The sequence below is a fragment of the Kitasatospora sp. GP82 genome (assembly GCF_029892105.1).
In the GTDB taxonomy this organism is placed as follows: domain Bacteria; phylum Actinomycetota; class Actinomycetes; order Streptomycetales; family Streptomycetaceae; genus Kitasatospora.
This window is the reverse complement of record NZ_JARZAJ010000038.1, coordinates 1-13,023: the sequence shown is the minus strand read 5'-3', so window position 1 is coordinate 13,023 and position 13,023 is coordinate 1. Positions and strand designations below refer to the sequence as shown.

At 71.3% G+C, this 13,023-nt stretch carries 14 protein-coding genes and 1 pseudogene; 6 read left to right on the top strand and 9 right to left on the bottom strand.

The genetic code is table 11. The features are described 5' to 3' along the window. Nucleotide 1: 1 nt before the first annotated feature. From P3T39_RS28940 to P3T39_RS28920, 5 genes are all read right to left on the bottom strand, one after another. Nucleotides 2-976: an AEC family transporter gene (locus tag P3T39_RS28940; protein WP_280702154.1), complete on the bottom strand. Its 975-nt coding sequence runs from the start codon at nt 974-976 to the stop codon at nt 2-4. A 260-nt stretch (nt 977-1,236) separates the two neighbouring features. Continuing rightward, the gene (locus P3T39_RS28935; RefSeq protein ID WP_280702191.1) at nt 1,237-1,446 is read right to left on the bottom strand and encodes a tyrosine-protein phosphatase; all 210 of its coding nucleotides are present in this window, start codon (nt 1,444-1,446) and stop codon (nt 1,237-1,239) included. Between the two features lie 162 nt (nt 1,447-1,608). After that, nucleotides 1,609-1,833, bottom strand: coding sequence for a hypothetical protein (locus P3T39_RS28930; protein ID WP_280702153.1), 225 nt, complete (start codon nt 1,831-1,833; stop codon nt 1,609-1,611). A gap of 102 nt (nt 1,834-1,935) precedes the next feature. Continuing rightward, nucleotides 1,936-3,201, bottom strand: a complete 1,266-nt coding sequence (locus P3T39_RS28925; protein ID WP_280702152.1) for an aminotransferase class I/II-fold pyridoxal phosphate-dependent enzyme — start codon at nt 3,199-3,201, stop codon at nt 1,936-1,938. Between the two features lie 177 nt (nt 3,202-3,378). After that, nucleotides 3,379-4,215, bottom strand: a complete 837-nt coding sequence (locus P3T39_RS28920) for an SDR family oxidoreductase (protein WP_280702151.1) — start codon at nt 4,213-4,215, stop codon at nt 3,379-3,381. Nucleotides 4,216-4,417: 202 nt separating this feature from the next. Between P3T39_RS28920 and P3T39_RS28915 the strand changes: the two genes are divergently transcribed. After that, the gene (locus P3T39_RS28915) at nt 4,418-4,930 is read left to right on the top strand and encodes an FBP domain-containing protein (protein WP_280702150.1); all 513 of its coding nucleotides are present in this window, start codon (nt 4,418-4,420) and stop codon (nt 4,928-4,930) included. On the opposite strand, the gene P3T39_RS28910 is transcribed toward P3T39_RS28915, so the two are convergent. Together P3T39_RS28910 and P3T39_RS28905 are read right to left on the bottom strand one after the other, a co-directional pair. Then, entirely contained in the window at nt 4,902-5,060 is a 159-nt protein-coding gene (locus P3T39_RS28910) for a hypothetical protein (protein ID WP_280702149.1), read from the bottom strand. The genes P3T39_RS28915 and P3T39_RS28910 overlap by 29 nt on opposite strands. Nucleotides 5,061-5,179: 119 nt before the next feature. Continuing rightward, the gene (locus P3T39_RS28905) at nt 5,180-5,581 is read right to left on the bottom strand and encodes a TIGR03618 family F420-dependent PPOX class oxidoreductase (RefSeq protein ID WP_280702148.1); all 402 of its coding nucleotides are present in this window, start codon (nt 5,579-5,581) and stop codon (nt 5,180-5,182) included. A 233-nt stretch (nt 5,582-5,814) separates the two neighbouring features. On the opposite strand from P3T39_RS28905, the gene P3T39_RS28900 reads away from it, so the two are divergent. The 3 genes from P3T39_RS28900 (at nt 5,815) to P3T39_RS28890 (ending at nt 8,827) form a co-directional block, all read left to right on the top strand. Then, nucleotides 5,815-7,182, top strand: a complete 1,368-nt coding sequence (locus P3T39_RS28900) for a DUF2252 domain-containing protein (RefSeq protein WP_280702190.1) — start codon at nt 5,815-5,817, stop codon at nt 7,180-7,182. A 200-nt stretch (nt 7,183-7,382) separates the two neighbouring features. Then, the gene (locus P3T39_RS28895; RefSeq protein WP_280702147.1) at nt 7,383-8,591 is read left to right on the top strand and encodes a cytochrome P450; all 1,209 of its coding nucleotides are present in this window, start codon (nt 7,383-7,385) and stop codon (nt 8,589-8,591) included. Further along, on the top strand, nt 8,588-8,827 hold the full coding sequence (locus P3T39_RS28890; protein ID WP_280702146.1) for a ferredoxin: 240 nt from the start codon (nt 8,588-8,590) through the stop codon (nt 8,825-8,827). Before P3T39_RS28895 ends, P3T39_RS28890 begins: the two co-directional genes overlap by 4 nt. 94 nt (nt 8,828-8,921) lie before the next feature. Here the strand turns inward: P3T39_RS28890 and P3T39_RS28885 are convergent, their stop codons facing one another. Both P3T39_RS28885 and P3T39_RS28880 read right to left on the bottom strand, forming a co-directional pair. After that, a complete protein-coding gene (locus tag P3T39_RS28885; RefSeq protein WP_280702144.1) occupies nt 8,922-9,749 on the bottom strand; it encodes an alpha-L-glutamate ligase in 828 nt (275 codons plus the stop codon). Beyond that, complete coding sequence (locus P3T39_RS28880; protein WP_280702142.1) at nt 9,746-10,630, bottom strand: hypothetical protein; 885 nt, start codon at nt 10,628-10,630, stop codon at nt 9,746-9,748. Before P3T39_RS28880 ends, P3T39_RS28885 begins: the two co-directional genes overlap by 4 nt. A 520-nt stretch (nt 10,631-11,150) precedes the next feature. Between P3T39_RS28880 and P3T39_RS28875 the strand changes: the two genes are divergently transcribed. Then, entirely contained in the window at nt 11,151-11,753 is a 603-nt protein-coding gene (locus P3T39_RS28875) for an AAA family ATPase (protein WP_280702189.1), read from the top strand. A gap of 142 nt (nt 11,754-11,895) precedes the next feature. Continuing rightward, nucleotides 11,896-13,023: pseudogene (locus P3T39_RS28870) on the top strand (hypothetical protein); the annotation flags it as partial.

The following is a 13,023-nucleotide window of genomic DNA, read 5'->3' as shown; positions in this document are numbered from 1 at the left end:
ACTACTGACGTCCGAGCACCCAGCCCGCCAGCGAGAGCGTGCCCATCGACACCAGTGTGGAGAACATCACCGAGTCGCGGGCCAGGGTCGTGCTCAGGCCGTACTCGCGCGCGTAGATGAAGACGTTCTGGGCGGTGGGCAGTGCGGAGCAGACCACCACCGCGAGGAGTTGGTGCGCGGGCAGATGCAGGACCAGACTGCCGACGGCCAGCGCGACCAGCGGCTGTATCAGGGTCTTGATGACGACGGCGGCCCCGACCTCGGCGCGCTGGGCCGGGCCGGTGACGGGCCGGCGGGCGTGCAGCGAGATGCCGAGGGTGATCAGTGCGGTCGGCACCCCGGCGTTGCCCAGCAGTTCGCAGGAGTGCCCGAGGGTGGCGGGGAGGTGCCATCCGGTGGCGGAGACCAGGCTGCCGAGGGCCGAAGCCAGGACGATCGGATTGCGCAGGGGCAGCAGCAGCATCCGACGGGCCGTACCGCCGCTGCGGGACCGCCCGTCGGCCCCTCCTCCCCCGGTTCGCTTTCCGGTACCGGCGTCCAGCAGGGCGAGGATCAGCGGGGTGACCACCAGTACCTGGAAGATCAGCACCGGCGCTATGAAGGACGCGTCCCCGAGGACCTGTACCGCCACCGGGATACCCAGGTTCGCGGAGTTGACGTACCCGGCTGCCATACCGCCGATGGCCTGGTCGGCCAGGTCCCGGCCGAAGCACCATCGGGCGAGGGCGAACCCGAGCAGCGAGGCCACAGCCGTGCCGGCCGCGAAGGCGAGCATCGACGCGTTCACGAAGGTGTCCAGCGGTGTCCTGGCGATCATGGTGAACAGAGCGGCGGGCATGGCCACATGGAAGACGAACCGGCCGAGGACGGCCTCCGCCTGAGCACCCAGCAGGCCGGCGCGGGCAACGAGGTAACCACCGGCGGTGAGGGCCCAGATCGGGACGAAGGCGGCGAGCAGGGGGTGCAGGGCGTGCATGATTCCTCGTTGATCCGGTCGATCCGATGGACGCCACCGACACCTGGTCGATCTGGTCGATCTCCCCGGTCGGCGTCCTGGGCCCGGGGTCTTGGGCCCCTCCGCAGTCAATCAGGCGTCCCCCGAGGGCCGGCGGCCCCCCTTCCGCTGCGCCATCCGCCCCCACCCCCGCCTCGCCGTACTGCCGGACAGGACCTACTCCGTGAGCAGCCGGCCCCGCAGCGCTGCGGTGAACTCCCGTCCGAGGCCGAGCACTTCGCCTACGTAGCCGGACGCGGATCCGTACCGCGCGTCAGGTCCTCGGGCACCCGTCCGTTGGCCTCGATCTCCCACGGGTGGCGCAGGTCGATCACGGTACGGATGCCGAGGCCCAGAAGGCGCTCACGGTCCGACTCGCCCGCCGACTTCGCCAGCGAGTCGGACCGGTAGACCCTTCCCGGGCGGACGGTGCGGCCGTGCTCGGTGCGCAGGCCGCCGAGGTCACGGAAGTTGTGGAGCCGTCGGACTCGATGTGCCGGATCATCGGCTCACCGTAGAAGACACGACGTCCGGCAGTCGCAGCCCCTGCCCGCCTCCGGACACGGAAGTCCCGGCCCTCGTCGGGGCCTCGGTGCGATGCCGCTCGGGTCGGGCTACCGGTGCTGCCGGATCGGCGGCTTCGGCCGGATCCGGAGGTACATCACTGCGGCGCCCGCCGCCCAGACGCTCAGCACCGATACGTCGAGCAGCTTCTGCGTGGTGGGATGGCCCACCAGGCTCGCGTACACCCCGGACAGCACGGCCCGCACGACCAGGGCCGGCACCGCGGCCACAATCCCCGCCAGCAGCGCCTCGATCTGGCCCTCTCGCCCAGCCATCCCGCCCCCTGGTATGTCGGCCTCCCCGCACTCTACCCACCCGGGCAGGCCGACACCCCTGGGATCACCGGGCCGACACCACCGGGGACGGGCCGACTCTGCTCACGCCGGGACTTCGCGGGACGGTCCCGCCGTCGGCCCCGAGCCGAGCAACTTGCCGAGCCGGGCCACTGCTTCGGCCACCACCGCCTGGTCCTGGGTGTGGCAGAGGCGGAACCAGCCGGGGCCGTCGGGGTGGAACACCTCGCCCGGGATGATGCTGACCCTGGCCTCGGAGAGGATGGTCTGCCAGAGTCGGCGCTCACCGTCGTAGGTGGGCTCGGGGAGGTGTTCGCGCAGGTCCAGCCAGAGGGAACAGCCCGCCTCGGCCGGCAGATGCCGGATGCCGTGCTGTGCCAGTGCGCTGGCGGTCGCCTCGTAGGAGGCGGCCTGCCGGCGGCGGCTCTCGGCGAGGTAGTCCGCCGTCCACTCCGGTTCGGCCAGCAGGTCCGCCAGGAGCGCCTGGGTGCCGGTGGAGACCGGGGCGAAGTAGGCGAGCGTGCGGGCCGCCTCGCGGACCTGAGGATCTGTCACATGCAGTACACCGGTCTTGAACCCGGGTAGGCCGAAGTCCTTGGCGAAGCCCCAGATGGTGTGGGTCCGGCCTGCCCTGGCCCGGCCCACGGCCGGGTCGCGCAGGCTGGTGTACGGGGTCGGGCCGAACACCGAATGCGAGTAGAGCTCATCACCGATCAGGTCGACGTCATGGGCCGCCGCGACCTCGGCGAGTTCGCGCAGCTGCTCGGCGCTGTGCACCTGGCCGAGCGGGTTGGAGGGCGAGGCGAGTGCGACGGCCCGGACGGTGACGCCCTGTCGGGTCAGCCCGGTGATCGTACGGTCCACCGCCTGCGCACAGAGCGCGAAGCCGTTCGAGGCGTCCATCGGCGCGGGCACCACCCGGGCCCCGGAGCGTCCGCCGAGGTCGGTGTCGAAGGCCGCGTAGTAGGGGGCGGGTACGACTATGGCATCGCCCCGGTGGCAGAGCACACTGGCGATGATGTCCAGGGCGGCCGTTGCGCCGCTGACCACCACCAGGTTCTCCGGGTCGACCGGGGAGTTGCCGGTGCGGGTGAGGAGTTCGGCGACCCGCTCACGCAGCACCGGGGTGCCGTGCAGCTCGGCGTAGCGGGTTTCGGCCTCGGTGAAGACGTGCGGTCGGCTCAGCCGCTCGGTGATGAGGTCGCCGACCAGGCGGTTCTCGGCGGTGCCGAGGTTGAGGTAGCCGTCCGGGCGCAGCTCGGGGTGGTAGGGGTACGCCTCGGCGCGGAAGTGGGCGTCGGCGATGGCCGGTGAGGCGGCGACGAGGGCGGCGGCGGTCGGTGACACCATCAGCGGTCTCCGGGAGTAGAGGTGACAGCGGGGTCGGGAGGTGCGGCGGCAGCGGGGTCGGCTGCGAAGAGGGGCGGTGCGGATCCGGAGCCGGCTCCGTCGGGTCGCTCCGGGTCAGGCACTGGAAACCACCGTGGACCGAGGGCCCGGGGATGCTCTGCGGTCGGGTCCTGGGACTCAGGCCCCGGCGGTGGGTGCGGCCTGCGACCCGGAGGCGGGTGGCGCGGCCGGCGTTCCGGTGATCAGACCGGGGTGGACGCCCAGACCCATCGAGGCGTCGATGACCGCGCCGTGCAGCAGCGCGGACTGCGGCCCGGCCAGCCACCGCACGAGCTCGGCGACCTCGGCCGGTTCGATGAGCCGTCCGCGCGGCAGCCGGGCGAGCAGCCCGGCGCGCTCGTCGACCGACAGGCCGGTCAGGGTACTTGCCTCGAACATGCCTGTCGCGGTGGCCCCGGGGCAGATCGCGAAGACATCCACGTTCTCGTGGGCGAGTTCGGCGGCGAGCTGCCGGGTGAGGTGGCCGATGGCGGCCTTGCTCATTCCGTCGGCCAGCCGGAAGCCCGGGAACTGGGAGACTCCGCCGCCGACGCTGGAGACATTGACGATCTTGCCGAAGCCGCGTTCCAGCATGCCGGGCAGCAGTTGCTGGATCAGCCAGAGCGGTCCGACCGCGTTGATCCGCAGCAGCGCGGCGTCCTGCTCGTGCTCGGGCCCGTCGGCGTAGCGCCCGACGGTGGCGGAGCCCGCGCCGGCGTTGTTGACCAGGATGTCGACCGGGCCGGGGAGTTCGCGCACCAGGCGCTCGTGGTCCTCCCACTCGCCCTGCCGGAAGGGGAAGGCCTGGACGGCCCCAGGCCGCTTCCGGTTCAGCTCCTCGGCGAGGGCGGCGGCCCGCTCGTGCCCCGAGTGGTAGGTGAACCAGACCCGGTCGCCGTCGGCGGCGAACCGTTCCACGCACGCGCGTCCGATGCCGGCCGAGCCGCCGGTGATCAGGACATTCCGCTGTTCCATACGCCCCCTCGGGCTCGGCTGCGGTCCGCGCGGAGCAGGCACGCAGCGAGATCCGCCTGCCCGGACGGGCAGTTCGGTCAAGACCCTCCGGCAATCGGGAGTGGGTCCAAGGACGACTGATCATCGCATCGGCATGAGCATAGCGATAGCTCCGAAGAAAACCAGGAGACGCCGACAGGCCACCGTGCTAGCTTCCGATCACATGAAACCGGTCACCGACGAACAAATCCGTGCTTCCTTCGCGAACTGCACCAAAGGGGAGGCCCGCAGGCTCAACCTGCCGCGGGGGCTGGCCCACTTGGCGTGGGAGGACTTGGACTTTCTCGGCTGGCGCGACCCGGGTGCCCCCGACCGTGCCTATCTGGTCGCCGAGCGGCCCGATCGCCCCGACGGGCTGATCGGCATCACCCTGCGCGCCACGACCGGGATCCGGCGCAGCCTTCTCAGGAGCAACCTCTGCTCCATCTGCATCACCTCGCACTCCGGCTCCGGTGTAGCGCTGCTGGCGGCGCGCCGAGCAGGTCTGGCCGGGCGGGAGGGCAGCACGGTGGGCACGTACATCTGCGCCGACCTCGCCTGCTCGCTGTATGTCCGGGGGAAGAAGCGCTCGCAGCTGGCGGAGCGGGTGACCGAGTCGCTGACTCTTGAGGAGCAGATTCTCCGCACCCAGGTCAACCTCGACGCCTTCATCGACCAGGTGCTGCAAGAGGGTTGAGGGCAAGTTCCCGCCGGTCGGCCTCCAGGGAGCTGACGAGCCTGCTCAGCAGCGTACGGAAGTTCTCGACATCGGCATCGATGTCGACATCTGCGGGGTCGAGGGCGGCGGCGGAGTCGGTGGACGGCATGGTGCGGGGGCTCTCCTGGCAGTGCGGGTGAGGTGGACTGACTCCGCCATGCTCGCGTCCGGCCGTCAACGGCCGATAAACGATCAGTAACAGCCCCCGCTGCGGCCTGCCCTGCGACCTCAGGCCCGGCCGAGGACCCGGTCCACCGTGATCTCGATGGCCACGCGCTCGGGGTTCTCCCTCGGCTGCCGGTAGCGCTCGGCGTACCGTCGCACCGCATCGGCGACCCGCTCCGGCTCGTCGCGCACCATCGCGATGCCCTCCAGGGTGCACCACCGTGCCCGGTCCACCTGGCAGAGCGCCACCCGCAGGCCGTCCCCACCGGCGGCCAGCACGTTGCGGACCTTGTGGCTGTGGCGGCCGCTGATCACCCGCGCTATGCCGGTGGCCGCGTCGAAGGTCGCGCCGACCGGGACGACGTGCGGGGTGCCGTCCGGCCGGAGGGTGGTGAGAGTACACAGGTGGTACTCGCGCCAGAAGCTGAGAAACGTCTCGTCCAATGCACGCGGGTCATGAGCCATACCGGAATGCTACGACCTCGACTCCGCTCACCGGACGTCCCGTGCACAACCCCCGCCCCTGCCGTTCCGAGCGCTCTCACACCCGCCCACCGGCCACAACAGGTAGCGTTCCTACCTGTGGCGGCGTCAGCTGATGACGCATGACGGAACGGAGTCCGGCAGTGGCGGGGTTGGTCGAGCCGAGAACGGGGACCGAGGGACAGGCCGGGCACGAGGGCGGCCGCAGCTTCGCCGTGGCGGGCTTCGCACCCTGGCCACCGCCCGGAGGTGAGCGGCGGCGCGGAAAACGACTGCGCGAGCGGGTACCCCGCGAGTCGCAGGCGCACCTCGTCCTCCCCGACGACCGCCCGAGCGTCGTACAGGCCGTCGAGGGCGCCAATACCGGACGGCTCGCCGGTCTCATACCGATCAGGATCGGCCGGATGTCCGCCTCCCCCTTCGCCTTCCTGCGCGGCTCCGCCGCTCTGATGGCCTGCGACCTGGCCGCAGGGCCCGCCTGCGGAGTGACCGCGCAGCTGTGCGGTGATGCCCATGCCGCCAACTTCGGCCTCTACGGCGATGCCAGAGGCCGGCTGGTGATGGACATCAACGACTTCGACGAGACCGTTCCCGGCCCCTGGGAGTGGGACGTGAAACGGCTGGCCGCCAGCCTGGTACTGGCGGGCCGGCAGTCCGGTGCGGACGAGGACGCCTGCCGCCGGGCCGCCTTCGACGCCGCCGGCTCGTACCGGCGGACGATGCGCCTGCTGGCCAAGTTGCCCGCGCAGGACGCCTGGAACGCCGTCGCCGACGGGCAGTTGGTCACCTTCGCCGATGCCCACGAGCTGACCGACGTACTGCGTGGCGTGGGTGCGAAGGCGCTGCGCAACACCAGCGCCAAGTTCGCCGCCAAGTCCACCGTCCGGGGCTCCGACGGCCAGTGGCGGTTCACCGCAGCGCCGCCCGTCCTGAGCGAGGTGACCGACCGGCAGGCACAGGCGGTCGCCAACTCCCTTGCGGTGTACCTGGAGACGGTGCCTGCCGAGCTGCATCCGCTGCTGTCCCGCTACAGCGTGCACGACGTGGCCTTCCGGGTGGTCGGCACCGGCAGCGTCGGCACTCGTTCGTACGTCGTCCTCCTGCTCGACCAGCGCCAGGAGCCGCTGGTGCTTCAGGTCAAGGAGGCCCGGCCCTCCGCGCTGCTGCCGCACCTGGCGCGGGCCGGGTATGCGGTGCCTCCCGTCGAGCACGAGGGCCGGCGGGTGGTGCTCGGCCAGAAGCGGATGCAGGTGGTCAGCGATGTTCTGATGGGCTGGACGACCGTGGACGGACTCCCCTACCAGGTACGGCAGTTCCGCAACCGCAAGGGCAGCGTCGATCCGGCGGCACTGCTGCCTGGCCAGCTGGACGACTACGGCCGGATGACGGGCGCACTGCTCGCGCGGGCGCATGCGCACACCGCCGACGCCGCCGTGATCTCCGGCTACTGCGGCAGGAGCGAGGCCCTGGACGAGGCCATCGCCGCCTTCGCCGTGGCGTACGCGGACCGGAGCGAGGCCGACCACTCGGCACTGCTGGCGGCCGTGCGCTCCGGCCGGCTGCCCGCCGAGACGGGTGTCTGAGGCACAACGTCCGGCGAGCGGGGCCTGCCGCCCAGGTGGCGGGCCCCGCGGCCCGGAACAACGGTCGTATCGCCGCCGGTTGGCCCGTTTTCGGTGATCCATTGGCCGGTTCATGCTCTTCTCGCCGGGGATTCGACGACATACCGTCGGTAACGGCGCGTCGACACGGCGTGCTCTCTTCCGAGCGCGAGGAGGACGCGATGACCGTCGAGTACAGCGGGGCATCAACCGAAGGACCACTGATCCCCCTGCACTGCCTGCGCCAGGCGGAGCCCGGTCCGCCCAGACTCACCGCACTTCCCACGGGCACACCGGTCTGGCTGGTGACCCGGCACACGGACGTCCGCCAGGTGCTCACCGATCCACGGCTGGACCGGGCCACCCTCTACGCCCCGGACGCCCCGCCGATCTCGACCACCCCGAACATCCTGGACGACCCGGACGGCCTGCTCAACATCGACGGCCCCGAGCACCAGCGGCTGCGCCGTACCGTCCAACGTGCCTTCACGCCAAGGGCGATAGCCCGCTGGCGGCCGTGGGTGGCCTCGGTGATAGAACGGCTGATCGACGATCTGGAGGCCGCGGGCTCGCCGGTCGACGTGGTTGCCGGGCTCACCCGTTCACTGCCGGTCGCGGTGATCAGCCGTCTGATGGACCTGGGCGACCTCGCCCTGGAGCGGCTCGGCCGCTGGAGCGACCACGCGCTGTCGGCCACCGCCTACCCGGCCGATGAAGTCCGACAGGCGATGGGGGAATTCTACGCCTTCTCCGAGGCGCTGATCGCCGAGCGGCGGAAGAACCCGGGGGACGACCTGGTCAGCAGCCTGCTCCAGGCGGCGGACGAGACCGACGGTGTGACCGAGAAGCAACTCACCGCACTGGTCTGCGGCTTGGTGGTGGCAGGACACGAGACCACGATGACCTCGTTCGGCAACGCACTGGTCCAGCTGCTCTCCGAGGCCCCTCAGGCATGGGCCCGGATCGGCGCCGACCCGCAGAGCGCGACCGCCGCCACCGAGCAGATCCTGCGGGCCGTCCCGCTCGGCGACTCCAAGGTGTTCCCCGGGCTGCTGCGTCGCGCCGTCGCCGAGCTGGAGATCGGCGGGGTGACGATCCCGGCCGGCAGCGTGGTGGCCGCCGACACCGGCGCCGCCAACCACGACCCGGAGGTCTACCCGGCGGGGAGCCGCCTCGACCACTTCGCACCTCTGGGCGCCCCCAGCCTCACCTTCGGCGCCGGACCGCACCACTGCCTCGGCGCCTGGCTGGCCCGGATGGAACTGGAGCTGGGCCTGCACCGGCTGGCCAACCGTCTGCCGGGCCTGCGGCTGACCGACCCGGTCGAGGCGATCCACTGGCGGGAGGGCCTGCTCACCCGCAGTCCGGCGTCGCTGTCGGTGGCCTGGTGAGCGCCGCCGAGCCGGAGCTGATCGTCACAGTGGACCGCACCCGCTGTGTGGGGACCGGCGCCTGCACCGGCACGGCGCCCGACGATCTCGAACTGGGCCCGGACGGCCGGGCCAGAGCGCTGCGTCCGGCATCCACCGCCAGGGACGAGCTCACCGAGGCCGCGGAGATGTGCCCGGTCGAGGCCATCACCGTCCACTTCGCCCACAGCGGCGAACAGGTCGCCCCGCTCTACTGAGAACACCACCCTGCGACCCTTCATGCCGGTACCCGGGAGAGCCCGCTCCGTCACTCCGACCGGGGTGGGCTCTCCGCACTGCCCGTCTCGTCGCTCATCCTGCCGTCCGGGCTTCCGGCACGATCACGCGTGGCCGGTGCCGTCCGGTGGCGGCCTCAAGTGCCAGCCGGGCCAGGGCGGTTGTGGCTCCCCGCTGACCCCGGATGCCCGGGAAGGCGTTCACGTCCACGATCAGCGGTGCGCCACCGATGTCCAGGATGTCCACCCCGTACACGTCCAGCCCGAAGACCTCGCCCACGTCCAGTGCCAACTCATCCCATCCGAGGGGAAGTTCATCAATCGAACGGGACGGGAGCCGCTCCCCCGGGGCCAGTTCGGAGTGGCGCAGCTCGGCGAAGACCTCACCGGCGACCACCCAGAGCTTGTGGTCCCAGCCGGAACCCGGCGCCAGATCCTGGACGACGACCGGCTCACCGGGCCACCGGGCGGCGAGTTCGCGCAGCCGCACCTCGTCGGCGACGCGGGCGACCAGGTCGCCCCGCCGGCTGTGGCGGCTCTTCACCACCAGCGGACTCCTCACCGGCCCTTGGGCCAACAGGGCGTCGAGATCGGGCAGTTCGGTGGTGGCGACGAAGGGAAGCCCGGCCCGATCGGCGAGTCCGGCCATCCGTACCCGGTCCTGGCAGAATCCGGTCGAGGCTGCCGAGTTGACGACCGGTGCACCGAGCGCCTCCAGCCGCCCGGCGAGCGCGAGCGCGGCGGGGGTGCGGGACTTGAGCAGATAGACGTCGGCGAGCGAGGAGGCATCGGCCTGCTGATCAGGTGTCAGCTGCTCGACGATGTGGCCGTCTTCGGCCAGCAGGGCCGCGGTTGCGGCAAGCAGCGGATGATCCGGTGCCGCGGTCAGCAGGCAGATCCTCACAGGGCGGCCGCCTGCTCGGGGATCCGCACCCCGCGCGGGACGGCCGACGGCCAGGAGGATCCGTTCCGCGCCAGCCGGAGGATCGCCCGTGACACCCTGTCCACGGCGTCGGGGACCTGCCGGAAGCTCGGGAAGTCGTTCACGTCCACCACCACCGGGCCGTCGGGGCCGAGCAGGATGTCCACCCCGTACAGGTCGAGTCCGTAGACCTCGCCGACCGCCGTCGCGATCGCCGCGACCTCGGCGCCGAGCTTCACGGGCCGCTCCCGCACCGGCCCGCCGCCCGCGACCAGCGGGGAGGTCCGCTCGGTCCCGAACAGCTCACCGGCGGCGCAGTAGACCTTCAGGTCCACGCCCGCATTGGGTACGTACGGCTGCGCAAGCAGCAGGCCCTCTCCCCCGGGGTGCTCCCTCAGACCCGTCAGCGAGGCCAACTGCTCGGGCCGGTCGATCCGGTGGACGGCCCGGCCGGAGCTGCCGTCGGCCGGCTTCACCACCAGCGGGTAGCGGTCTTCCGGTATTCGGGCCAGGTCCTCGGTTCTGGCGGCCGCCCAGGTGGCCGGGACGGGCAGGCCGGCGACCTCCGCCAGGACCGCCGCCTGCGCCTTGTCGCGCACACCGCGGATCGCTCGGGCGTCGTTGATCGTGGTCAGCCCGGTGGCGGCGGCGGCCTCCAGGAGGCCGAGGCCGGGGCCGCCGGAGACGGTCTTGAGCACCCAGGCGTCGTGGTCGCCGCCCCGGATCAGCGCGCCGAGGTCGAGCAGCGAACTGCCCGGCCGCAGGACGTCCACCCGGTGGCCCCAGGCCCTCAACCGGCACACGACGTCCAGCGGCATGCCGTCGTTGCGGTACTGCTCCTCCACCAGGAAGCAGATTCTCATGCGTACTACCCCTGTCCCCCCGTTTGCCGGTCGACCAGGTTCGGCCGACCATAGCGCCCCAGGATGCCATGAATTGCCCCCACAAGATCACCCGCATGGTAATGAAACGGCAACAAGCCCGCCACGGAAGGATTTAGACGGACCTGACGGGGTCCAACGAGCCGGCCCACCGACCCCGTGCCGCCCGCCCATGACCATCCGCCATCTCCGCGCACCCGCATTCCTGGCGATCAACGCAGCAAGGCGGTAGAACGTCACAGGAGGGCCCGGAAGCCGCCCCGACCCAGCCTCAGCGGCCTTCTCCCTCGCCACTGTCAGACCCCGGCATTACCATCTCTTGGTGAACGCGTGAGTCACCCAAGGGGCAGCAGAACCGGGAGGACGAGGAGGGGCTGTGCGAAACACCGTCAGAGTCGGCGCCACCCGGCCCGCCGTCGTGCGCGTCGGCACCCGGCCCACAGCATCGGCCCGGGCCGTCGCCGGCTCGCCACTCGTCCTGCGCCCGCACGGCCTGCACGACCTGCGCCGCGGTGCCACGCCCGTCGGTCCGGCCGTACTGAGCTACCCGGCCGCCGATCTGCTGATCGTCACCGGCCTGCCCGGCAGCGGGAAGAGCACCTTGATGCGGCGCTGCGCCCACGCACCGATCGTCGACTCCCAGTCGAGCCGCGAGCACTACGCCCGCCTCCTCCCGCGCTGGCTGCCGTACGCCTTGTACCGTCCGCTCGTCCGGCTCCGCCACTACCGTCGGCTGCGCCGGGCGCTCTTAGCCGGCGGCCCCCTGGTGGTGCACGACTGCGGGGCGCTCCCCTGGGTGCGCAACTGGCTGGCCCGGGCGGCCCGGCGCCAGGGCAGGCGGCTGCACCTGATCCTGCTCGACAGCACCCCGGCCGAGGCTCGGCAGGGCCAGGAGGCCCGCGGCCGCACGGTCTCCGCCTATGCCTTCGCGCGGCACCGCCGCGCCACCCTTCGGCTGCACGCCCGGCTGCTCGGCGGCAGGCCGGGGGCACAGATCAAGGGCTGCGCGTCCATGGTGGTGCTCGATCGCGCTGCGGCGCGCGGGCTGCGCGAGATCGAGTTCAGCGGCGGCCCTCCGGGGCGGTCGCTCCCGCCGCCGATCTGATGTTGCATCAGCTCTCCTTCGTTCGTACGGGTCAAAGCGCAGGGTGAATCGACGGCCGAACGGCGCGGCAGACGGAGCCCACCACATCCTCCTCCGATCATCGTGATTCCGATCGGGAGTCATGGAGACCATTCCTATGCGCATGCCCACGCCCCGTAAGGCCGCCACCCTGTCGGTCGCCATCGCCGTCTGTCTCGGCCTGGGCACGCCCAGCGCCTCGTACGCCGCCTCCGACCGGTCCACAACCGACTTACCACAGCCCAGGCGTTCGCCCTCGGGCACCATCACCCCCTTCACGCCGACGGTCCCCAATCCGGACACCGCGACGGCCGAACAGCTCGCCGCGGGCGCCACTGCGGCGGGCCTGCCGACCGGTCCGATCATCGACCCGCTGGGCCAGGCCGGTCAGCCGATCACCCGCGACGAGGTGATCGCCAGGGCCGAGAGCTGGATCGCGCAGGGGGTTCCGTACAGCCAGACCGCGTACTACACGGACAGCAACGGCACGTACCGAACGGACTGTTCCGGCTATGTCTCGATGGCCTGGAACCTGCCGTCGAGCGACGCCGACAACTGGGGCGAGACGACCTGGACGCTGCCGAACTTCGCCACGCGTCTCGGCAGTCTGGACGATCTCCGGGCCGGCGACATCATCGACAAGACTGATCAGCATGTCGTCCTCTTCAAGGATTGGGCTGATGCGGGCCACACCAGGGCCATGGTCCTGGAGTTGGCACACCCTGGCACGAACGCCCGGCAGTCGACGTACAGCCGCGACTATCTGACGCAGAACAACTTCCTGCCCTTCCGGTACGACAACATCCTCGACGCACCGCCGCCACCACCGCCGCCCCCTCCGCCACCGCCGCGGCACGGCGCCCTGTGGCATCGGGAGCGTTCCACGAACGGTTCATGGCAGGTCCACGCGCGGCTCGTCGATGCCAACTACAACCTCAACGGTGTTGCCGCTGCCGCCCTCCCCGATGACACCCTGCATGCCATCACCCTGACCAACGGCACCGTCTGGGACCGGGCCCGCAACCCCGACGGCACCTGGCAAGCCCACGCCAAGAACATCGACAACAACAGCACCATCAACAACATCACCGCCGCCGCCCTCCCCGACGGCACCCTCCACGTCCTCACCCTCACCAACGGCACCGTCTGGGACCGCACCCGCAACCCCGACGGCACCTGGCAAGCCCACGCCAAGAACATCGACAACAACAGCACCATCAACAACATCACCGCCGCCGCCCTCCCCGACGGC

Coding starts and splice junctions, on each gene's coding strand:
- P3T39_RS28940 (WP_280702154.1), bottom strand. CDS start 976: ATGCACGCCCTGCACCCCCTGCTCGCCGCCTTCGTCCCGATCTGGGCC.
- P3T39_RS28930 (WP_280702153.1), bottom strand. CDS start 1,833: ATGGCTGGGCGAGAGGGCCAGATCGAGGCGCTGCTGGCGGGGATTGTG.
- P3T39_RS28925 (WP_280702152.1), bottom strand. CDS start 3,201: ATGGTGTCACCGACCGCCGCCGCCCTCGTCGCCGCCTCACCGGCCATC.
- P3T39_RS28920 (WP_280702151.1), bottom strand. CDS start 4,215: ATGGAACAGCGGAATGTCCTGATCACCGGCGGCTCGGCCGGCATCGGA.
- P3T39_RS28915 (WP_280702150.1), top strand. CDS start 4,418: ATGAAACCGGTCACCGACGAACAAATCCGTGCTTCCTTCGCGAACTGC.
- P3T39_RS28910 (WP_280702149.1), bottom strand. CDS start 5,060: ATGCCGTCCACCGACTCCGCCGCCGCCCTCGACCCCGCAGATGTCGAC.
- P3T39_RS28905 (WP_280702148.1), bottom strand. CDS start 5,581: ATGGCTCATGACCCGCGTGCATTGGACGAGACGTTTCTCAGCTTCTGG.
- P3T39_RS28895 (WP_280702147.1), top strand. CDS start 7,383: ATGACCGTCGAGTACAGCGGGGCATCAACCGAAGGACCACTGATCCCC.
- P3T39_RS28880 (WP_280702142.1), bottom strand. CDS start 10,630: ATGAGAATCTGCTTCCTGGTGGAGGAGCAGTACCGCAACGACGGCATG.